Below are 21,911 nucleotides of genomic sequence, written 5' to 3' on the forward strand. Positions count from 1 at the left end.
GCTAGCCGCCGGACTTCTTCGCCTTGAAGCCGCGTTTGAGCAGTTCGTCGAGGAGCAGCTGGACGTGGTCGCCCTGGATCTCGATCACCCCGTCTTTCAGCGCGCCGCCACAGCCACAGCGCTTCTTCAGCGCGCTGGCCAGTTCCCTGAGCGGTTCTTCGGCCAGCGGCACGCCGCTGACGGTGGTCACCGTCTTGCCGCCGCGCCCCTTGGTTTCTCGGCGCACGCGGGCGATGCCGTCGCCGGCGGGAATCTGGGTCTTGTGGCAGATGCAGGCGTCCACCGGCTGGCCGCAGTCCGGGCAGTGCCGGCCGCTGTCGGTGGAGTACACCAGGCCGCCGAGGGCGGACAATGACGAAGCTTTCTTGACCACCGGCTTGTCCTCGTAGGGGTCAGGATAGCGACTGGCTGATGATTATCAGCCGCGAAGCCCCACTCTGGCAGGGGCAGCGCAGCCGAGCTGGACGGCTCGGGCTTAGAGGGCGCGCAGTGTAAAGGCAAACTCCGCCGCTGCTAAGTACAAAATTGCGCCAGTGTCCGACAGATTGGCGACATGCGTCGCCCGCGTCCAACATAGCGCACGGCCGTGCGCCGCTATGTTGCACGGGCCGCGCCCTCAGGCCGCCAGGTAGCGGCGCAGCGCCTCCAGCGAATCCGGGCAGTAGGGCTTGCCGGCGGCCTCGGCCAGGGCCTGCTGCGGCGCGATGAAGTGCGCCTCCAGCACCTCCTCCGGCTGCAGCAGCAACGGCGCATCGGAGACCGCCGAGAACACCGCGCACCACAGGCGATTGTCCGCCTGGTCGAAGAAGAAGCGCTCGTGCTCGCGCAGCTCGACGCCGGCGATGCCCAGCTCCTCCGCCAGCTCGCGCGCCGCCGATTCGGCGTAGCTCTCCCCGGCCAGCACCATGCCGCCGGCGGCCACATCCCAGTAGCCGGGATACAGCGCCTTGCTCAGGGTGCGCCGGTGCACGCACAGCTGGCCGGCGGAATTGAACAGCAGGATGAAGGTGCCGCGGCCGATCAGGCCGCGCTCGCGCAAGGCGCGGCGCGGCAGGCTGCCGAGCAGCCGGTCGTGCTCGTCGACCCAGGCGATCAGCTCGGCATCGGAGGCGGCGCGGTGCGCCGCCTCGCGGGCGGACGGGCCCACCGCTAGCCCTGGCTCAGCAGGGTGCGCAGGTCGATGATCGCCGCGTTGGCCCGGGAGATGTAGTTGGCCATCACCAGCGAGTGGTTGGCCAACAGGCCGTAGCCGCTGCCGTTGAGGATCATCGGGCTCCACAGGGTCTCCTGGGCGGCCTCCAGCTCGCGGATGATCTGTCGCAGGCTGATGGTGGCGTTCTTCTTCGCCAGCACGTCGGCGAAGTCCACCTCGATGGCGCGCAGCAGGTGCGACAGCGCCCAGGCCTGGCCGCGGGCCTCGTAGAACACGTTGTCGATCTGCATCCAGGGCGTCTCGTAGATGCCCTCGGCGATGCCGCCGGTGCCTTCCTCGGCCAGCGCCGGGTCCGGCAGGTCGGTGTTCAGGCGCACCTGGCCGACGCTGGCGGACAGCCGCTGCGACAGCGAGCCGAGACGGGTGGCGGTATCGCCCAGCCAGTTGTTCAGGTTGTCGGCACGGGTGAAGAACTGCGCGCCGGGCTGGGTCGGGTCGGCCAGGCGGGCCAGGTAGCGGTCCAGCAGCCTGATGCCTTCGCGGTACTCCGACTCGGAGGCCGGCAGCGCCCAGCTCTTGTTGTCGAAGTTGAAGCGCGGCTCGGCCTTGGCCAGGTCGACGTCCTCGGTGGACTGCGACTGCGAACGGGCGAAGTCCTTGCGCAGCGCCCGCGACAGGTCGCGCACCTGCACCAGCACGCCGTACTCCCAGCTCGGCATGTTGTCCAGCCACAACCCCGGCGGGGCCAGGTCGTTGGCCAGGTAACCGCCGGGCTTGTCCAGCAGGGTGCTGGCGACCGTCTTCAGGGTCTCCACCGTGGTGTAGCCGTTGACCAGCTGGCGCTGGGCCTTCTGCGCCGCGGCCTGGGCCTGCTGCTGCACCGGGAACAGCTCGGGCTCCTGACTCCAGTACCAGCCGACCACCAGGGCCAGCAGCAGGAAGAGACCCAGCAGGCTGCCCAGCACCCGGCCCATCCAGCCCCCCCCGTTCTGTGAGCGGGCGCGCTCGCCCGAGTCTTCGAGGCTGTCGCGCACACCAGCGGCGCCCTTCTTCCAGTCCAGCATGGCAAAGTCCTTCATCTACGGCATTCGAGTGTCCGGCCAGGCGCCCTGGGAAACCTGGCCGACGGCCTTGCACTATAAGGGAAGCATAGGCCGCTGCGCAGTGCCGACCGGCAAACTTAGTGGCGAACCGGCGTTCGCCGCGCGCCATGGCCGGCGGGATGGAAAGCCGGGCAAACGTGATCGACGGCACTGGCGTACCAATCCGTCGGTGATGGCATGCAGCCACTAGCCATTCGGGTTCCCCCCAGCAGAAGAGTCAGGGACATGACCGAGCACAGCGACCCCAGCCGCGATCGACTCAAGCAGCACTTCGCCCAGCACGTGATCAACCAGGCCCGCCAGGTGCTCGAGGTCTGGCAACGCCTGCAACGCCAGGAGTGGAGCGAGGCGCGCATGCAGGAGCTGGGCGAGGCGGCGCTGCTGCTGCAGCGCTACGCCGAGCGCTTCGAGCAGGCCGAGCACCGCCTGCTGGCCGAGGCTGTCGAGCGCTGCCTGCAAGGTGTGGCGGACAACCGCGGGCGCCTCACCAGCGAGCTGATCGGCGAGCTCAACCTGCTGATGCAACGACTGTCGCGCACCGGCCTGCGCCACGGCGACCGTTTCGAACAGACCCTGCTGCCGCCGCTGCGCAAGCCGGTCTACCTGGCCCTGCAGCACCTCGAGCGGGCCGAGCGCCTGGCCCAGCAACTGGCGTTCTTCGGCATGACGGCGCTGCCGCTGGACAGCGCCAACGCCTTTCGCGCGGCGATGCTCGAGCGCCACCCGGCGGCGATCCTCATGGACGTGGACTTCTCCGGCCCGGGTGCCGGCCTGCACCTGGCCGAGGCCGTGCAACAGGGCCTGGAGCAGAAGATTCCGCTGCTGTTCTGCGGCCCCGCGGACACCGACACCCCGACCCGCCTGGCGGCGGTGCGCGCCGGCGGCCAGGAGTTCTTCACCGACAACCTGGACGCCTCCAGCCTGCTCGAGCGCATCGAGGTGCTCACCCATGTCGCCCAGTACGACCCCTACCGGGTGCTGATCGTCGACGACTCGCGGGCCCAGGCCACCCATACCGAGCGCGTGCTCAATGCTGCCGGCATCCTCACCCGCACCCTGACCGAGCCGGTCCAGGCCATGGCCGAGCTGGCCGAGTTCCAGCCCGACCTGATCATCCTCGACATGTACATGCCGAGCTGCACCGGCAGCGAGCTGGCCAAGGTGATCCGCCACAACGAGCGCTACGTCGGCGTGCCGATCATCTACCTGTCCGCCGAGGACGATCTGGACAAGCAACTCGACGCCATGAGCGAGGGCGGCGACGACTTCCTCACCAAGCCGATCAAGCCGCGCCACCTGATCGCCACCGTACGCAACCGCGCCGCCCGTGCACGCCGCCTCAAGGCGCGCATGGTGCGCGACAGCCTCACCGGCCTGTACAACCACACCCACTGCCTGCAGCTGCTCGAGGACGCGCGCTGCCGCGCCGCCCGTGACGGCCAGGCGCTGAGCTTCGCCATGCTCGACATCGACTACTTCAAGAAGGTCAACGACTGCTACGGCCACCCCATGGGCGACCGGGTGATCAAGAGCCTGGCGCTGTTCCTCAAGCAGCGCCTGCGCAAGAGCGACCATATCGGCCGCTATGGCGGCGAGGAGTTCGCCGTGGTCATGCCCGGCACCGATGCCCGCGCCGCGCATCTGGTGCTCGACGACATTCGCCGGCGCTTCGCCGAGGTCCACTATCCGGCGCAACCCCAGGACCTGTCCTGCACCTTCAGCGGCGGTATCGCCGAGCTGCGTGGCGACAGCGACTGCACACGCCTCTCGCAGCAGGCCGACGAGGCGCTGTACCTGGCCAAGCACGGCGGGCGCAACCGGATCGAGCTGTACGCCGCCGACTGAGCCGACTGCTGCGGTGTGACGCGGCGCACGCTGTCATAACGTCGTCATGAAAACGCAATAACTTCAGGCCCATACGGGTTGCGCCCGGCGCCGCCCGCCGCCCCTCCGCCCCTCCGCCCATCGGTCGAGTCCCATGCGCCTGAAGTCACTCACCAACCTCAACACCCTGCTGCTGGTTACCGTGTGCATCGCCCTGGGCGCCACCCTGTGGTGGTCGCAACGCGCCCTGGAGCGCCCCTACCTGCTGATGGAGCGCTATCTGAGCCTGTCCCAGCAGTTCCAGCAGGAGGTCGCCCGCAACGTCCTCGACTACCTCGACAGCGGCGACGCCCTGCGCCACAGCAGCGCCCTGCAGGCCCTCGACGATCTCGCCCCGGCTATCGCCGCGCTGCCGCCGCAGCTGGCCGAGGACCTGCGCCCCAGCCTCGCCGAACTGCGCAGCTTCAGTGCCGGCGAACTGCTCGCCGCCGGCAAGCTGGCGGGGGATCCCCAGGGCCTGCTGCTGCAGGCCGAACGGGAAATGGCCGGCGCCCTGGAGCAGCTCGCCCAGTATGCCGACAGCGCCGACGGCTCCGCCGCCTATCGCCGGCCGCTGTTCGATGCTGCCCAGCACCTCGCGCGCCTGGCCCATGCACGCAACAAGCTGGTCAGCAGCGGCCGCAGCGAACTGGCCGCCGACGTCGAGCGCGAACTGGACGCCCTGCGCCGCCAGGCGGAAACCCTCGCCGCCCTGCCGCTGCTCGGCGTGGCCGACGACAGCGCCTCGGCCAGCGACGGCTTCGCCGCCCTGCTCGGCCTGGACAGCGACAGCGACAGCAGCGCGGCGCAAGACCGCGGCATCGCCCTCAAGCGCGACTTCGCCAGCCTGATCAGCCGCTACCCCGCCGAGTTGCAGCGCACCCAGGCGCTGATCGCGCAACGCGGCGAGCTGCTGACGACCACCCGCAAGCGGGTGGAAAGCGTGCACCAGGCCCTCGCCGCCCTGGAGCCGCTGGTGCGCGCCGAGCATGGGCGCATCCAGGGCGAGGTGCGCCTGATCCTGGGCCTGATGATCGGCCTGATCCTGCTGATCGCCCTGATCATCGACCGCATCCAGCGGCGCCTGACCCGCCTGCTCGAGCAGCTGGTGCCGACCCTGTCGGCCTGGGCCCAGGGCGACTTCGGCGCGGCGGTGCAGCTGGATACGCGCATCCGCGAACCGGCCGCCATCGCCGAGTCGCTCAATCGCCTGCGCACCTACCTGGTCGAGCTGGTCGGCACCATCCGCCTGCACGCCGAACAGGTCGCCGGCTCCAGCCGCACCCTGGCCGAGCTCAGCGGCGGCCTGCATGCCGGCGCCGAGCGCCAGGCCGGCGATACCGCGCAGATCCGCGACGCCCTCGGCGAACTGGAGGCGACCATCCAGCAGGTCGCCGGCGACGCCAGCCAGGCCGCCGATGCCAGCCGCGACGCCGACCGCGCCCTGAGCCAGGGCCAGCAGGTCATCGGCCAGAGCCTGACCGGACTGCACGGACTGGTCGACGAGGTGCAGGGCAACGCCCAGGCCATCGAACGCCTGGCCGAGGAGACCGCGACCATCGGCAACGTGCTCACGGTGATCCGCGGGGTCGCCGAGCAGACCAACCTGCTGGCGCTCAACGCCGCCATCGAGGCGGCCCGCGCCGGCGAGGCCGGCCGCGGTTTCGCCGTGGTCGCCGACGAGGTGCGCTCGCTGTCGCAGCGCACCGGCAGCGCCACCGCCGAGATCCAGGAGCTGATCGGCCGCCTGCAGCAGGCCGCGCGCCAGTCGGTGGACGCCATGCGCGCCCAGGTCGAGCACGCCGAGACCACCGCCAGCCAGGCCGAGGCCGCCGACGGCGCCCTGGACGAGATCGTCAAGGCGATCCGCACCATCGCCAGCATGGCCGAGCGCATAGCCGACGCCACCGCCCAGCAGAGCGGTGCGGTCAGCGAGATCCGCGGCCACAGCGAGCGCATCCACCAGCTCGGCGGCGACAACCTGCAGCGCATCGACACCGGACGCCAGCAGGGCGAAGAGCTGCTGCAGCTCGGCGACCAGCTGCACACCGCGGTGCAGGCGTTCCGTCTGTAGGCGCGCACCACCCGGGCCGCCGACACGACCGCTTACAGCCTGCACCCTGCCCCCCGGGCGCGGCCTTGGTTATCATGCAGGCACCACCCAGTGACGAGATTTCCATGCACCGCCTGCTCTGCCTGCTCCTGCTGCTGTTCACCCTGCCCGCCGGCGCCGGCCTGCTCGACAGCCGTCCCGCCGCGGCGCCGCTGGGCGCGGCGCTGAACAACAGCGCGGACTTCCTGCCGGTGCGCGAGGCCTTCAAGCTCAGCCTGGTCGACAGCTCGGCCGACTCGCTCAGGCTGCGTTTCGTCGCCGCCGACGGCTACTACCTCTACAAGCACCGCTTCAAGTTCGCCAGCGAGCCGGCCGAGGTCGGCCTGGGGGCGGCGCGGCTGCCGGCCGGCCAGCCGAAGACCGACGAGTACTTCGGCGACGTCGAGGTGTACTACGGCGTGCTCGACGTCGAGTTGCCGCGCAGCGCCGCAGACGGCCGGCCGTTCGATCTGCAGGTCACCTACCAGGGCTGCGCCGACAAGGGCCTGTGCTACCCGCCGGAAACCGAGGTGCTGGCCATCGACGGTGGCCTGGCGGGCGCCTCCGGTGCGCCCGGCGCGACCACCGGCTGGCAGTGGGCGGATCTGGCGCTGTTCTTCCTCGCCGGCCTGGGCCTGACTTTCACCCCCTGCGTGCTGCCGATGCTGCCGATCCTCTCCGGCGTCGTCCTGCGCGGGCGGCCGAGCAACCGCCGCGGCCTGGTGCTGTCGCTGGCCTATGTGCTGCCCATGGCGGCCTGCTATGCGGCCCTGGGTGCGCTGATGGGGATCTTCGGCGCCAGCCTGAACCTGCAGGCCATGCTGCAGTCGCCCTGGGTGCTGGTGCCCTTCGCGGCCTTCTTCGCCCTGTTCGCCGTGGCCATGTTCGGCCTGTTCGAGTTGCGCCTGCCGGCCTTCATCCGCGAGCGCCTCGACCGCCGGGCGGCGCAGACCCGCGGCGGCACCGTCGCCGGCGCGGCCACCCTCGGCGTGCTCTCCAGCCTGATCGTCTCGCCCTGCGTCACCGCCCCGCTGACCGCCCTGCTGCTCTATATCAGCAGCACCGGCGACGCCCTGGGCGGTGCCCTGCAGCTGTTCGCCCTGGGCCTGGGCATGGGCACCCCGCTGCTGCTGATCGGCGCCGGCGGCGGCGCCCTGCTGCCCAAGAGCGGCGCCTGGATGACCGGCGTGCGCAACCTGTTCGGCGTCATGCTCCTGGCCGTCTCGGTCTGGCTGCTCGAGCGGGTCCTGCCCGGCCCCCTGGCGCTGGCCCTGTGGGGCCTGCTGGCCGGCGGCGCAGCGCTGTTCCTCGGCGCCCTGGAGTTCGGCCCGAAGACCCACCGGCAGAAGCGCGGCCAGCTGGCCGGCCTGCTCCTGCTGGTCTACGCCCTGGCCAGCTGGACCGGCGCGCTGCAGGGCCAGGACGACCCGCTGCGCCCCCTCGGCCGCCCCGCCCCCCTGGTCGGCGCCCTAGCCAAGCAAGTCGACGCCGGCCGCTGGCAGACCGTCAGCAGCCCTGCCGAGCTGGACAGCGCCCTGGCCTCCGCCCAGACCGACGGAAAGCCGCTGCTGCTCGACTGGTACGCCGACTGGTGCATCAGCTGCAAGGTGATCGAGCGCGAGGTCTTGACCGCACCGGAGGTGGGCAGCCAGCTGGGCGAGTTCCGCCTGGTACGCTTCGACATGACCGACAGCACCCCGGCCCAGCGCGCCCTGCTCGACCGCTACCAGCTGTTCGGCCCGCCGGCGATCCTGCTGTTCGACCCCAGGGGTCGGGAATGGTCGGACCTGCGCGTGGTCGGCGAGGTGGATGCCGCCGCCTTTGCCGCACGCCTGCAGCGCGCACGGGAACGCCTGTAGCGCCACCAGTCATATAATTGCCGCAAACTACTGACATCGTGTCGACTACTGTCGGCAACTGGACAGCCGCGCGCGATCTCCGGCATAGTCGCGCGCAGCGCAGAAAATCTACGGGAGCACGATCATGGCCACCTTGCTGGTATTGCACGGGCCCAACCTCAATCTGCTGGGCAGCCGCGAGCCGGGCGTCTACGGCGCCACCACCCTGGAACAGATCAACCTCGACCTGCAGCGCCGCGCCCGCGAGGCCGGCCACCACCTGCAGTACCTGCAGAGCAATGCCGAGTACGAGCTGATCGACCGCATTCATGCCGCAAAGGGCGAAGGTGTCGACTTTATCCTGATCAATCCCGCCGCTTTTACCCATACCAGCGTCGCATTACGTGACGCGTTGCTGGCGGTGAGCATCCCATTCATCGAAGTGCACCTGTCCAACGTGCACAAACGCGAACCTTTCCGCCATCACTCCTACTTTTCCGACGTCGCGGTGGGAGTGATCTGCGGCCTTGGCGCCAGCGGCTACCGCCTGGCCCTGGAGGCCGCGCTCGAACAACTTGAACGGCCCTGACCTCACCTGGGAGTGGAGCAACTATGGATATTCGTAAAGTCAAGAAACTGATCGAACTGCTGGAAGAGTCCGGCATCGACGAACTGGAGATTCGCGAAGGCGAAGAGTCCGTGCGCATCAGCCGCCACAGCAAGCAGCCGGCCTATATGCAGCAGCCGGTCTATGCCCAGGCCGCCGCCCCGGCACCGGCCGCCGCCCCGGCTGCGCCTGCCGCCGCTGAAGCCGCCGCCCCGGCCGCGCCCAAGCTGAACGGCACCGTGGTCCGCTCGCCGATGGTCGGCACCTTCTACCGCGCCTCCTCGCCGACCTCGGGCAACTTCGTCGAAGTGGGTACGAGCGTGAAGAAAGGCGACATCCTCTGCATCGTCGAGGCGATGAAGATGATGAACCACATCGAGGCCGAGACCAGCGGCGTGATCGAATCCATCCTGGGCGAGAACGGCCAGCCGGTGGAATACGATCAGCCCCTGTTCACCATCGTTTGAACCGGGGAGAGCCTGCGATGTTGGAAAAAGTCCTGATCGCCAACCGCGGCGAGATTGCCCTGCGCGTGCTGCGCGCCTGCAAGGAACTGGGCATCAAGACCGTGGCGGTGCACTCCACCGCCGACCGCGAACTGATGCACCTGGCCCTGGCCGACGAATCGGTCTGCATCGGCCCGGCGCCCGGCGCCCAGTCCTACCTGAACATCCCGGCGATCATCAGCGCCGCGGAAGTGACCGGCGCCACCGCCATCCACCCCGGCTACGGCTTCCTCGCGGAAAACGCCGACTTCGCCGAGCAGGTGGAGAACTCCGGCTTCGCCTTCATCGGCCCCAAGGCCGAGACCATCCGCCTGATGGGCGACAAGGTATCGGCCAAGGACGCCATGAAGCGCGCCGGCGTGCCGACCGTGCCGGGCTCCGACGGCCCGCTGCCGGAAGACGAGGAGACCGCCCTGGCGATCGCCCGTGAAGTCGGCTATCCGGTGATCATCAAGGCCGCCGGCGGCGGCGGCGGTCGCGGCATGCGCGTGGTGCACAAGGAAGAGGACCTGATCAAGTCAGCCAAGCTGACCCGCAGCGAAGCCGGCGCGGTGTTCGGCAACCCGATGGTCTACCTGGAGAAGTTCCTCGGCAACCCGCGCCACGTGGAAGTCCAGGTGCTGTCCGACGGCCAGGGCAATGCCATCCACCTGGGCGACCGCGACTGCTCGCTGCAGCGCCGTCACCAGAAGGTCCTGGAAGAAGCCCCGGCACCCTTCATCGACGAGCGGGCCCGCGCCGAGGTCCTCGACCGCTGCGTCAACGCCTGCATCGAGATCGGCTACCGTGGCGCCGGCACCTTCGAGTTCCTCTACGAGGACGGCCACTTCTACTTCATCGAGATGAACACCCGCGTCCAGGTCGAGCACCCGGTCACCGAGATGGTCACCGGCGTCGACATCGTCAAGGAGATGCTCAGCATCGCCGCGGGCAACAAGCTGTCGATCAAGCAGGACGACGTGGTGATCCGCGGCCATGCCCTGGAGTGCCGGATCAACGCCGAAGACCCGGACAACTTCATGCCCTGCCCGGGCAAGGTCAAGCACTTCCATGCCCCGGGCGGCTTCGGCGTGCGGGTCGACTCGCACCTGTACAGCGGCTACACCGTGCCGCCGAACTACGACTCGCTGATCGGCAAGCTGATCACCTACGGCGCCAGCCGTGACGAGGCGCTGGCGCGCATGCGCAACGCCCTGGAGGAGATCGTGGTCGACGGCATCAAGACCAACGTGCCGCTGCACCGCGAGCTGGTCATCGACAAGGGCTTCTGCCACGGCGGAGTGAACATCCACTACCTGGAAAAGAAACTGGGTATGGACAAGCACTGACGCCGCCGCGTCGAGACACAAGGGCTGCCCACGGGCGGCCCTTGTCATTTCTGCGCGCCACCGGCCGGTCGCCGCGGTGGAAGCCGGCCCGGCCGTCGAGTAAGCTTGCCCGCCTGTCACACCCGGTCCGCAAGGACAGCGCCGTATCACGCAAGAGGTTTCCCCCATGCCCTGGCTGCAAGTCCGTCTCGCCATCACCCCGGAACAGGCGCAGACCTACGAGGATGCCCTGCTCGAAGTCGGCGCCGTGTCGGTCACCTTCATGGACGCCGAGGACCAGCCGATCTTCGAGCCGGACCTGGGCACCACCCCGCTGTGGTCGCACACCCACCTGCTGGCGCTGTTCGAGGCCGACACCGCCGCCGACGCGGTGTTCGCCCACCTGCGCCTGCTGACCGGCGCCGAACTGCCGGAGCACCAGGCCGAGGTCATCGCCGACCAGGACTGGGAGCGCAGCTGGATGGACGGCTTCCAGCCGATGCGCTTCGGCCGCCGCCTGTGGATAGTGCCGAGCTGGCATGCCGCCCCCGAGCCGGACGCGGTCAACCTGCTGCTCGACCCCGGCCTGGCCTTCGGCACCGGCACCCACCCGACCACCGCGCTGTGCCTGGAATGGCTGGACGCCCAGGACCTCGCCGGCTGCAACCTGATCGATTTCGGCTGCGGCTCGGGCATCCTGGCCATCGCCGCCCTGCTCCTCGGCGCGCGCCAGGCCGTCGGCACCGACATCGACCCGCAGGCCCTGGAAGCGTCGCGCGACAACGCCGGACGCAACGGCATCGACCCGACACGCTTTCCCCTCTACCTGCCGGCCGACATGCCACAGCAGCAGGCCGAGGTGGTGGTGGCCAACATCCTCGCCGGCCCCCTGGTCGCCCTCGCCCCGCAGATCACCGGCCTGGTCAAGCCGGGCGGGCGCCTGGCGCTGTCCGGCATCCTCGCCGAGCAGGCCGAGGAGGTCCGCGCCGCCTACAAGGACGCCTTCGACCTCGACCCGACCGCGAGCAAGGACGGCTGGGTGCGTATCAGCGGCGTGCGCCGCTGATGGGCCGGCCTGCAGCTTTGCCGGGCAGTTGCGTTAGACTGATTGCCCCGCCTCACCCGATCGCAGGCCGCCGGATCGCCGCATGACCGAGAGTTTCGTCACCCAGTGCCCCCATTGCCGCACCAGTTTCCGGGTCAACCAGGCACAACTGGGTGCCGCCCATGGTGCGGTCCGCTGCGGGGCCTGCCTGCACGTGTTCAATGCCGCCCAGCAGCTGCGCGACCAGGGTCATGTGCTGCCCGTCGCGGCGCCGGCCAAGACACCGTCCGCCGCCCCGGCGCAGCCGACGCAAACATCCGCGCCAGCGAGCGCACCGCCCCCCTCGACCGGCGCCACGGGCAAGGGCCCCGGCGACGATACCCTGTGGATTCATGACGACCTCGATCTCGACGGCCTCGACCTCGACGAGGAACTGGCCAAGCTGGAGGAGCAGGAGCGTCAACTGTCCCAGCAGTTCAGCGCCCTCGAGCAGTCGCCCGGCTACGCCGAGACCTTCCGCCCGCCGAACGCCGGCGAACCCGCCGCGGACGACGAGCAGTGGGCCGAGGCGCTGCTGCGCGACGAACCGGCCAAGGCGCCCCTGAGCCTGACGCCGAAGGAGGCCGAGGCAACGCCGCCGCAGCCGCGCACTGCGCCACCGGAACCTGCGGCCCGGCCCGCCGCCGAAGCGGCGCCACAGCGCCAGTCGCACCGCGAGGCGGACGCCGTCGACTCGCGCGAGGCCCTGCCGCTCGAGGACGAGCTGCGCCTGAGCACGGCGCGCGACGAGCCCGACCCGGAACTGGACACGCCCTTCGCCGCGACCGCCGAAAAGGGCGGTCGCAGCGAACCCGGGCTGCGCGACGAGCACCTGTTCGAACTGGACGACGAGCCCCTGCAGCTGGACTGGCAGCCGCCGCGCAAGCCCTGGGCGCGCTGGCTCGGCTGGGGCCTGCTCAACCTGGTCGCCGCCGCCGTCCTGGCCGGCCAGTACCTGAACTACCACTTCGAGGAACTGGCGCGCCAGGACCAGTACCGCCCCTGGTTCGAACAGCTGTGCCCGAGCCTCGGCTGCGTGCTGCCGTCGAAGGTCGACATCGCGCAGATCAAGAGCAGCAACCTGGTGGTGCGCAGCCACCCGGAGTTCAGCGGCGCCCTGGTGGTCGACGCGATTCTCTACAATCGCGCCCCCTTCACCCAACCCTTCCCGCTGCTGGAAATGCGCTTCGCCGACATCAACGGCCAGCTGCTCGCCAGCCGCCGCTTCAAGCCCAGCGAATACCTCGCCGGCGAGCTCGCCGGCCAGGCCGAGATGCCACCGCAGACCCCGATCCACGTGTCCCTGGACATCCTCGACCCGGGCACCCAGGCGGTGAACTACAGCCTCAGCTTCCACTCCCCGGAGTGAGCCCCAGGCGACGCCGCGCGCGGGCGTCGCCGCCAACCTAACCCCTGGCGATAAGGCCGCAGCTGTTCAGAATTTGTTCAAAACAGCCTTTATCCGGTCACCCAGAGCGGGTATTATTCCCAGCCTTTTTCGCACTCTCCTATTGGTCTCAACAGCACGTCTCTTGAGCAGGGAAGCCCCATGTCGGCGTTATGCATCGGCCCCTACAGATTGCCCAATCCGCTGATTCTCGCGCCCATGGCCGGAGTCACCGACCGTCCCTTTCGCCAGCTGTGCCGGCGCCTGGGTGCAGGCCTGGTCGTCTCGGAAATGGTCACCAGCGACGTACGCCTGTGGAGCAGCCGCAAATCCAGCCTGCGCCTGCCCCACGCCGGCGACCCGGAGCCGCGCTCGGTGCAGATCGCCGGCGGCGACCCGCAGATGCTCGCCGAGGCGGCCCGGCGCAACGTCGAGCTGGGCGCGCAGATCATCGACATCAACATGGGCTGCCCGGCCAAGAAGGTCTGCAACAAGGCCGCCGGCTCCGCCCTGCTGAAGGATGAGGCGCTGGTCCGCGAGATCCTCCACGCGGTGGTCGCCGCGGTGGACGTGCCGGTGACCCTGAAGATCCGCACCGGCTGGGACCGGCAGAACAGGAACGGCATCGAGGTGGCGAAGATCGCCGAACAGGCCGGGATCAAGGCGCTGGCCGTGCACGGCCGCACCCGCGCCGACCTCTACACCGGCAACGCCGAGTACGACACCATCGCCGCGATCAAGCAGGCGGTGTCGATACCGGTGTTCGCCAACGGCGACATCGATTCGCCGGAAAAGGCCAAGGCGGTGCTCGCCGCCACCGGCGCCGACGCCCTGCTGATCGGCCGCGCGGCCCAGGGCCGGCCGTGGATTTTCCGCGAGATAGAGCATTACCTGCGCACCGGCGAGAAGCTGGCGGCGCCGGGCCTGCTGGAACAGGAACGCATTCTGCTCGAGCACCTGGCCGCGCTGCATGCCTTCTATGGCGAGGTGATGGGCGTACGCATCGCCCGCAAGCATGTCGGCTGGTATCTCGCAACCCTGCCGGGCGCCAGGGAGTTTCGCGCCCAATTCAACCGTCTGGACAGTACGGACGCGCAGTGCGCCGAGATCCGCCAGTTCTTCGGCGACCGGCAAAACGATGGAGAAGGGGTGGCCGCATGACGTTGATGACCGAGAATCTAGTGAGTGGAATTGCACCCGTGAGTGACAACAGCAGTTTGAAACAACACCTCACCACGCCGAGTGAAGAGGGCCAGACCCTGCGCGGCAGTGTCGAGAAAGCGCTGCACAACTATTTCGCCCACCTGGAGGGCGCGGATGTCACCGACGTCTACAACCTGGTGCTCACCGAGGTGGAGGCGCCGCTGCTGGAGACCGTGATGAACTACGTCAAGGGCAACCAGACCAAGGCCTCCGAGCTGCTCGGCCTGAACCGCGGCACCCTGCGCAAGAAACTCAAGCAGTACGACCTGCTCTGACCCCCACTCCCCCGAAGCGGGCGGCCACAAGCGCCGCCCGCTTCGCTGATATCCCTGCTCTGATGGACTCTGAAATGACCGACCAGACCACCCGCCTCCCCGTCCGCCGCGCCCTGATCAGCGTCTCCGACAAGACCGGCATCCTCGACTTCGCCCGCGAGCTGTCCGCCCTCGGCGTGGAGATCCTCTCCACCGGCGGCACCTACAAGCTGCTCAAGGACAACGGCGTGGCCGCCGTGGAAGTGGCCGACTACACCGGCTTCCCGGAGATGATGGACGGCCGGGTGAAGACCCTGCACCCGAAGATCCACGGCGGCATCCTCGGCCGCCGCGCCCTGGACGGCGAGGTCATGGCGCAGCACGGCATCCAGCCGATCGACCTGGTGGCGGTCAACCTCTACCCCTTCGAGGCCACCGTGGCCAAGCCGGACTGCGACCTGGCCGACGCCATCGAGAACATCGACATCGGCGGCCCGACCATGGTCCGCAGCGCGGCGAAGAACCACAAGGACGTCGCCATCGTGGTCAACACCGGCGACTACGCCGCCGTCCTCGAGGCACTCAAGGCCGGCGGCCTGAGCTATGCCCAGCGCTTCGACCTGGCGCTCAAGGCCTTCGAGCACACCGCCGCCTACGACGGCATGATCGCCAACTACCTGGGCACCATCGACCAGGCCGCCGAACAGCTGTCCACCGAGGCCCGCGGCGCCTTCCCGCGCACCTTCAACAGCCAGTTCATCAAGGCCCAGGAGATGCGCTACGGCGAGAACCCGCACCAGAGCGCGGCCTTCTACGTCGAGGCGAAGAAGGGCGAGGCCAGCGTCTCCACCGCCGTGCAGCTGCAGGGCAAGGAACTGTCGTTCAACAACGTCGCCGACACCGACGCCGCCCTCGAGTGCGTGAAGAGCTTCGTCAAGCCGGCCTGCGTGATCGTCAAGCACGCCAACCCCTGCGGCGTGGCCGTGGTTCCCGAGGACGAGGGCGGCATCCGCAAGGCCTACGACCTGGCCTACGCCACCGACACGGAGTCCGCGTTCGGCGGCATCATCGCCTTCAACCGCGAGCTGGATGCCGCTACCGCCCAGGCCATCGTCGAGCGCCAGTTCGTCGAGGTGATCATCGCCCCGAGCATCTCCCAGGCCGCCCGCGAGGTGGTCGCGGCCAAGGCCAACGTGCGCCTGCTCGAGTGCGGCCAGTGGCCGGCCGAACGCACCCCGGGCTGGGACTTCAAGCGGGTCAACGGCGGCCTGCTGGTACAGAGCCGCGACATCGGCATGATCAAGGCCGAAGACCTGAAGATCGTCACCCGGCGCGCCCCCAGCGAGCAGGAGATCCACGACCTGATCTTCGCCTGGAAGGTGGCCAAGTTCGTCAAGTCCAACGCCATCGTCTACGCCAAGAACCGCCAGACCGTGGGCGTCGGCGCCGGCCAGATGAGCCGGGTCAACTCCGCGCGCATCGCCGCGATCAAGGCCGAGCACGCCGGCCTGCAGGTGCCCGGCGCGGTGATGGCCTCCGACGCCTTCTTCCCCTTCCGCGACGGCATCGACAACGCGGCCAAGGCCGGCATCACCGCGGTGATCCAGCCCGGCGGGTCGATGCGCGACGCCGAGGTGATCGCCGCCGCCGACGAGGCGGGTATCGCCATGGTGTTCACCGGCATGCGTCACTTTAGGCACTAAAGTCGGCCGCACTCGGACAGGCATCTGCGGCGTTGCCTGGCACTCCCTCAATGCTCATTGCCATTAGGCAACTCCGCTTGAGGAAGCGCCAGGCGCCTTGCATTTACCCGCCCGATCGCGACCTCCCTATTTGTAGGGTGGATAACGCTTTGCTTATCCACCAATCGGGCCGCAGGCCCGCCTCCTTGAGGAGAGAGACATGAACGTATTGATCATCGGCAGCGGCGGCCGCGAACACGCCCTGGCCTGGAAGGTCGCCCAGGACCCGCGCGTCGCCAAGGTGTTCGTCGCCCCGGGCAACGCCGGCACCGCCCTCGAGGCCAAGTGCGAGAACGTCGCCATCGACGTGCTGGCCCTGGAGCAGCTGGCCGACTTCGCCGAAAAGAACGTGCAGCTGACCATAGTCGGCCCCGAGGCGCCGCTGGTTAAAGGCGTGGTCGACCTGTTCCGCGCCCGCGGCCTGGACATCTTCGGCCCCAGCGCCGGCGCCGCCCAGCTGGAGGGTTCCAAGGCCTTCACCAAGGACTTCCTCGCCCGCCACGCCATCCCCACCGCGGCCTACCAGAACTTCACCGAGGTCGAACCGGCCCTGACCTACCTGCAAAAGGTCGGCGCGCCGATCGTGATCAAGGCCGACGGCCTGGCCGCAGGCAAGGGCGTGATCATCGCCATGACCCTGGAAGAGGCCGAAGCCGCGGTACGCGACATGCTGTCCGGCAACGCCTTCGGCGACGCCGGTGCCCGCGTGGTGATCGAGGAGTTCCTCGACGGCGAGGAGGCCAGCTTCATCGTCATGGTCGACGGCGAGCACGTGCTGCCGATGGCCACCAGCCAGGATCACAAGCGCGTCGGCGACGGCGACAGCGGCCCCAACACCGGCGGCATGGGCGCCTACTCGCCGGCGCCGGTGGTCACCGCCGCGGTGCACCAGCGGGTGATGGCCGAGGTGATACTGCCGACCGTGCGCGGCATGGCCGCCGAGGGCAACGTCTACACCGGCTTCCTCTATGCCGGGCTGATGATCGACAAGAGCGGCGCGCCCAAGGTCATCGAGTTCAACTGCCGCTTCGGCGACCCGGAGACCCAGCCGATCATGGTGCGCCTGGAGTCGAGCCTGGTGCTGCTGATCGAGGCGGCCCTGGCCAAGGCCCTGGACAAGGTCGAGGCGACCTGGGATCCACGCCCCACGGTCGGCGTGGTGCTGGCTGCCGGCGGCTATCCGGGCGACTACGCCAAGGGCGCGGTGATCGAAGGCCTGGACGAGGCCGCCAAGCTCGACGGCAAGGTGTTCCACGCCGGCACCGCGCTCAAGGATGGCCAGATCGTCACCGCCGGCGGCCGCGTGCTGTGCGCCACCGCCATCGGCCCGAGCGTGGCCGAGGCCCAGCAGCAGGCCTACCGCCTGGCCGATAAAATCCGCTGGAACGGCATGTTCCACCGTAACGACATCGGCTACCGGGCCATCGCCCGCGAGCGTGGCGAAGACTGAGGGGCGACCGCGAGCGAGGGCGGCCCCGCGGTCGCCCCCGACTTGTTTCTCGCCTGCGCCGCTTGGCTATAATCCGTCCACTCATTACCGAAGGGAATTCACCGTGCGCCGGCTGAGGATTGCCACAGGATTGCTGATCGCCTGGCTGCTGACGGCGCTGGGTACGGTGCCGGCTCAGGCCGCGGCGGGCTGGTCGGCGCTGAGCGACGACGGCGCGACCCTGCAGCTGGACGACATCCGCGCCCCGCTGTACAGCTCGCGCTTCGCCCCGATCGAACTCGGCGAGCTCTACACGCCGGGCGGCGATGCCGCGCTGTGGCTGCATTACCGCCTGCCGGTCACGCAACAGGCGCAGATGCTGCGCATATTCGCACCTTACCTGTCCTATCTCGACCTCTACGTACTGCAGGGCGAGCGCCTGCTCGACCACACCCGCACCGGCAGCAGCCTGCCCTTCTCCAGCCGCCCGCTGGCCAGTCGCGACTTCCTCCTGCCCCTGCCGCAAGCAGACGCCCCCCTGGATATCTACCTGCGCCTGGCCTCCGAGCACGCCCTGCGCCCGACCCTCAGCCTGCAAAGCGCCAGCGCCATGGCCGCCGACGACAGCCGGCCGCTCCTGCTCGGCCTGCTGCTCGGCGGCATGGGCATGCTGGTGCTCTACAACCTCGTGCGCTTCGCCTATGCCCGCGCCGCCAGCGGCCTGTGGCTGGCGGCGACCCAGGCCGGCGTGCTGCTGACGGCGATCAGCGCGCTGGGCATCAGCACCCCCTGGCTGGGGGAGTGGCAGCCGTTGCAGCCGCGGATCGTCAACCTGTCGATGCTGGCGGCGATGTTCTGCGCCCTGGCCTTCACCGCCAGCTTCTTCCGCAAGGTCTGCGACTGTACGACCCTGACCCGTCTGCTGCTCGGCGAAATCGTCCTGATCGGCCTGGTCGGCGTGACCCTGCTGATCGCCAGCAACCTGCAGTTCAACCAGCTGGTCTACCTGCTGGCGGCGGTCTGCGGCCTGAGCATCCTGCTGGTGGCGCTGTATCACTGGCACCAGGGCTACCGGCCGGCGCGCATGTTCAGCGTGGCGCTACTGCTGTATTGCACGGCCTTTCTCGGCGCCCTGCCGATCCTGTTCGGCTACTGGGCGGTGCAGACCGACTGGATGGTCTACGGCCTGCTGGGCACGTGCGTGGTCAGCGGCTTCGTCCTCAGCATGGCCCTGAGCGAGCGGCAACGGCGCATCGTCCAGGACCAGTTCAGCACCAGCCGCGCCCTGGCCGCCAGCTCCGCCGAGCTGAAGGCCAAGGCCGAGTTCCTGGCCAAGATCAGCCACGAGATCCGCACCCCGATGAACGGCGTGCTGGGCATGACCGAGCTGCTGCTCGGCACGCCGCTGTCGGCCAAGCAGCGCGACTATGTGCAGACCATCCACAGCTCGGGCAACGAGCTGTTGACCCTGATCAACGAGATTCTCGACATCTCCAAGCTGGAGAGCGGGCAGATCGAACTGGACGACGTGCAGTTCGACCTCAACGCGCTGATCGAGGACTGCCTGGACATCTTCCGCGCCAAGGCCGAGCAGCAGCGCGTCGAACTGATCAGCTTCATGCAGCCGCAGGTGCCGCGGGTGATCAGCGGCGACCCCACGCGCCTGCGCCAGACCCTGCTGAGCCTGCTGGACAATGCCTTCAAGCAGACCGTGGAGGGCGAGGTGCTGCTGGTGGTGGCGCTGGACAACGGTGGCGCCAAGCCGCGCCTGCGCATTGCCGTACAGGACAGCGGCCAACCGCTGCAGGCCAGCGAACGCGAGGCCCTTTTGCACGCTGAGCTGCACAGCAGGGACTTCCTCTCCGCGACCAAGCTCGGCGGCCGCCTGGGCCTGCTCATCGCCCGCCAGCTGGTGCATCTGATGGATGGCGAGTTCGGCATCCAGAGCGGCGGTAACCAGGGCTCGACCCTGTGGCTGACCCTGCCGCTGGAGGCCGAGCGCCTCGAGCACCCCACCGCCGACCTGGACGGCCCGCTGCAGGGCGCCCGCCTGCTGGTGGTCGACGACAACGACACCTGCCGCAAGGTGCTGATCCAGCAATGCAGCGCCTGGGGCCTGAGCGTCAGCGCCGTGCCCTCCGGCAAGGAGGCGCTGGCGCTGCTGCGCACCAAGGCGCACCTGCGCGAATACTTCGACGTGGTCCTGCTGGACCAGAACATGCCCGGCATGACCGGCATGCAGCTGGCGGCGAAGATCAAGGAAGACCCGAGCCTCAACCACGACATCCTGATCATCATGCTCACCGGGATCAGCAACGCGCCGAGCAAGATCGTCGCGCGCAACGCCGGGATCAAGCGCATCCTGGCCAAGCCGGTGGCCGGCTACACCCTCAAGGCCACCCTGGCCGACGAACTGGCCCAGCGCGGCAGCGGGGCGCCGCTGCACGCGCCGGCCGCAGTGCCCGCGCCGTTGAGCGTACCGAGCGACTTCCGCATCCTGGTCGCCGAGGACAACAGCATCTCGACCAAGGTGATCCGCGGCATGCTCGGCAAGCTCAACCTGCAACCGGATACGGCGTGCAACGGCGAGGAAGCCCTCAACGCGATGAAGGCCCACCACTACGACCTGGTGCTGATGGACTGCGAGATGCCGGTGCTCGACGGTTTCTCCGCCACCGAGCAGTTGCGCGCCTGGGAGGCGGCCGAGCGGCGCGCCCACACGCCGGTGGTGGCCCTCACCGCGCATATCCTCAGCGAACACAAGGAGCGCGCGCGCCAGGCCGGCATGGACGGGCACATGTCCAAGCCGGTGGAACTGTCGCAGCTGCGCGACCTGATCGAGTACTGGATCACCGAACGCGAAGTTCGCCGCCAGGACGCCGCGCTGCCCTACTGAGCATCCGCGCACCGCGCCGTATCAGGCGAAGCGCAGCGCATAGATCGGCGGCAGGTGGCCGGCCAGCGACTGCCAACTGTCGCCCTGATCCGGCGAGAACCACAGATGGCCGGTGGTCGAGCCCATGGCCAGGCATTGCCCGGCCTCGTCGATGGCCAGCGCGTGGCGGTAGATCAGGTCGAAGCACTGCGCCTGGGGCAAGCCGACGGCCAGTTGCTGGAAGCTGCCGCCGCCGTCGCGGGTGCGGGTCACCACCAGGCGCTGGCCCACCGGCACCCGACACTCGTCCTTGACCGCCGGCACGAACCAGGCGGTGTCCGCCTCATGCGGGTGCACGGCCACGGCGAAGCCGAAGGTCGAGGGCTCGACGCCCACTATCTCCTGCCAATGCCGGGCACCGTCGCGGGACAGGAAAATACCGTTGTGATGCTGCACCCAGAGGGTATCGGGCCGCGCCGCGCAGGCCTGCATGCGGTGCGGATCCTGGATTTCCGGCAGTTCTGCCTGCTCCGGCGGCATATAGGCCGCACGCATGCCCCGGGTGCGACAGCTCCAGCTGGCGCCGTCGTCCTCGCTGCACCAGACCCCGCCGCAGGACACCGCGACCTGCAACCGCGCGCCGTCGCGCGGGTCGACGCAGATCGAGTGGATGCCCGGCTGGTCATAGCCGCCGCCGAACCACCGGGCACGCTCCGGGCGCTGCCACAACGACTCGACCAGCTGCCAGGAATCGCCGCGGTCGTCGGAGCGGAACAGCGCCCCGGGGATGGTGCCGGCCCACAAGCGCCGCGGCCGGTCGAGGCCGCCGTGCTCCAGCGACCAGATCATCGCCACCGAGGGCCCCTGGCCGTCGGCGCTGGCGGCGAAGGCCGGCACGGCTATCTCCGTCCAGTTCTTGCCGGCATCCGCCGAGCGCCACAGCTTGGGCCCGAAATGCCCCAGGTGCAGGGCGGCGTACCAGTAGCCGTCGCGGCGATCGGCCAGCACCATGCTCACCGGCTCGCCGAGAAAATCCGTGCGGGCCAGGCGCCAGCCGGCGCCCTCCCGGGCGAAGACCAGCAGGCCCTTGCGCGTGGCCACCTGTAGCATATCCGCCATCACCACCTCCTCAGCCTCAGCCACCGGACAGCGCCTGCACCACGTAGACCTCGCCGGTCTCCCCGACCCGGTCGCTCAGCCCCTGGCGGTCGGCGACCTGCTCGCCGTCGACGAAGATCGCCACATGCTGGCGCAGCCGTCCCTGGTCGTCCAACAGGTAGCTGCGCAGGCGCGGGTTGACCGCAAAGACCTCGGCCAGCACGGCGCCGACCGTGGCGCCGGGCACCTCGAGCGGCGCCACATCGAGGTGACGCTGCAGGTTGAAGGTGAAACTGATACGCGGCATGTCGCCTTCCCGGCCCGGCCAGGCTCTCGCGGGTTGACGCCACAGGTATAGCCGAAAGCACGC

17 protein-coding genes and 1 pseudogene are annotated in these 21,911 nt (G+C 69.1%); 13 read left to right on the forward strand and 5 right to left on the reverse strand.

The genetic code is table 11. The features are described 5' to 3' along the window. Position 1 precedes the first annotated feature (1 nt). The 3 genes from I0D00_RS09490 to I0D00_RS09500 all read right to left on the reverse strand — a co-directional run bounded on the left by I0D00_RS09490 (position 2) and on the right by I0D00_RS09500 (position 2,217). Entirely contained in the window at positions 2-373 is a 372-nt protein-coding gene (locus tag I0D00_RS09490) for a translation initiation factor Sui1 (protein ID WP_213639474.1), read from the reverse strand. A 243-nt stretch (positions 374-616) separates the two neighbouring features. Further along, complete coding sequence (locus I0D00_RS09495; protein WP_213639475.1) at positions 617-1,147, reverse strand: NUDIX hydrolase; 531 nt, start codon at positions 1,145-1,147, stop codon at positions 617-619. 2 nt (positions 1,148-1,149) lie between these two features. After that, on the reverse strand, positions 1,150-2,217 hold the full coding sequence (locus I0D00_RS09500) for a DUF2333 family protein (protein ID WP_213639476.1): 1,068 nt from the start codon (positions 2,215-2,217) through the stop codon (positions 1,150-1,152). Positions 2,218-2,481: 264 nt separating this feature from the next. Between I0D00_RS09500 and I0D00_RS09505 the strand changes: the two genes are divergently transcribed. The 13 genes and pseudogenes from I0D00_RS09505 to I0D00_RS09565 all read left to right on the forward strand — a co-directional run bounded on the left by I0D00_RS09505 (position 2,482) and on the right by I0D00_RS09565 (position 20,464). Next, a complete protein-coding gene (locus I0D00_RS09505; RefSeq protein WP_213639477.1) occupies positions 2,482-4,101 on the forward strand; it encodes a diguanylate cyclase in 1,620 nt (539 codons plus the stop codon). A 1,582-nt stretch (positions 4,102-5,683) separates the two neighbouring features. Continuing rightward, positions 5,684-6,193 (forward strand): annotated as a pseudogene (locus tag I0D00_RS21870) (methyl-accepting chemotaxis protein); the annotation flags it as partial. A 104-nt stretch (positions 6,194-6,297) separates the two neighbouring features. Continuing rightward, on the forward strand, positions 6,298-8,070 hold the full coding sequence (locus I0D00_RS09515; RefSeq protein ID WP_213639479.1) for a protein-disulfide reductase DsbD: 1,773 nt from the start codon (positions 6,298-6,300) through the stop codon (positions 8,068-8,070). Positions 8,071-8,194: 124 nt separating this feature from the next. After that, a complete protein-coding gene (gene aroQ, locus I0D00_RS09520; RefSeq protein WP_213639480.1) occupies positions 8,195-8,638 on the forward strand; it encodes a type II 3-dehydroquinate dehydratase in 444 nt (147 codons plus the stop codon). A 23-nt stretch (positions 8,639-8,661) separates the two neighbouring features. Next, on the forward strand, positions 8,662-9,123 hold the full coding sequence (gene accB / locus I0D00_RS09525) for an acetyl-CoA carboxylase biotin carboxyl carrier protein (protein WP_213639481.1): 462 nt from the start codon (positions 8,662-8,664) through the stop codon (positions 9,121-9,123). Between the two features lie 17 nt (positions 9,124-9,140). Next, positions 9,141-10,490, forward strand: coding sequence for an acetyl-CoA carboxylase biotin carboxylase subunit (gene accC / locus I0D00_RS09530; protein ID WP_213639482.1), 1,350 nt, complete (start codon positions 9,141-9,143; stop codon positions 10,488-10,490). 166 nt (positions 10,491-10,656) lie between these two features. Then, complete coding sequence (prmA, locus tag I0D00_RS09535; RefSeq protein ID WP_213639483.1) at positions 10,657-11,535, forward strand: 50S ribosomal protein L11 methyltransferase; 879 nt, start codon at positions 10,657-10,659, stop codon at positions 11,533-11,535. Between the two features lie 82 nt (positions 11,536-11,617). Beyond that, entirely contained in the window at positions 11,618-12,922 is a 1,305-nt protein-coding gene (locus I0D00_RS09540) for a DUF3426 domain-containing protein (RefSeq protein WP_213639484.1), read from the forward strand. A 180-nt stretch (positions 12,923-13,102) separates the two neighbouring features. Beyond that, positions 13,103-14,101: a tRNA dihydrouridine synthase DusB gene (gene dusB / locus I0D00_RS09545; protein ID WP_213639485.1), complete on the forward strand. Its 999-nt coding sequence runs from the start codon at positions 13,103-13,105 to the stop codon at positions 14,099-14,101. After that, on the forward strand, positions 14,098-14,418 hold the full coding sequence (gene fis, locus I0D00_RS09550; protein WP_213639486.1) for a DNA-binding transcriptional regulator Fis: 321 nt from the start codon (positions 14,098-14,100) through the stop codon (positions 14,416-14,418). The genes dusB and fis overlap by 4 nt, the downstream gene beginning before the upstream one ends. A 74-nt stretch (positions 14,419-14,492) precedes the next feature. Then, a complete protein-coding gene (gene purH / locus I0D00_RS09555; protein ID WP_213639487.1) occupies positions 14,493-16,100 on the forward strand; it encodes a bifunctional phosphoribosylaminoimidazolecarboxamide formyltransferase/IMP cyclohydrolase in 1,608 nt (535 codons plus the stop codon). A gap of 199 nt (positions 16,101-16,299) precedes the next feature. Continuing rightward, complete coding sequence (gene purD / locus I0D00_RS09560) at positions 16,300-17,589, forward strand: phosphoribosylamine--glycine ligase (RefSeq protein WP_213639488.1); 1,290 nt, start codon at positions 16,300-16,302, stop codon at positions 17,587-17,589. 103 nt (positions 17,590-17,692) lie between these two features. Beyond that, positions 17,693-20,464, forward strand: a complete 2,772-nt coding sequence (locus I0D00_RS09565; protein WP_213639489.1) for a response regulator — start codon at positions 17,693-17,695, stop codon at positions 20,462-20,464. A 21-nt stretch (positions 20,465-20,485) separates the two neighbouring features. Here the strand turns inward: I0D00_RS09565 and I0D00_RS09570 are convergent, their stop codons facing one another. Together I0D00_RS09570 and I0D00_RS09575 are read right to left on the reverse strand one after the other, a co-directional pair. Further along, a complete protein-coding gene (locus tag I0D00_RS09570) occupies positions 20,486-21,562 on the reverse strand; it encodes a WD40/YVTN/BNR-like repeat-containing protein (RefSeq protein WP_213639490.1) in 1,077 nt (358 codons plus the stop codon). A 16-nt stretch (positions 21,563-21,578) separates the two neighbouring features. Further along, positions 21,579-21,848, reverse strand: a complete 270-nt coding sequence (locus tag I0D00_RS09575) for a MoaD/ThiS family protein (RefSeq protein ID WP_213639491.1) — start codon at positions 21,846-21,848, stop codon at positions 21,579-21,581. Positions 21,849-21,911: the final 63 nt, after the last annotated feature.

It is taken from the genome of Pseudomonas lalucatii, from assembly GCF_018398425.1.
GTDB classification, from domain to species: Bacteria; Pseudomonadota; Gammaproteobacteria; order Pseudomonadales; family Pseudomonadaceae; genus Aquipseudomonas; species Aquipseudomonas lalucatii.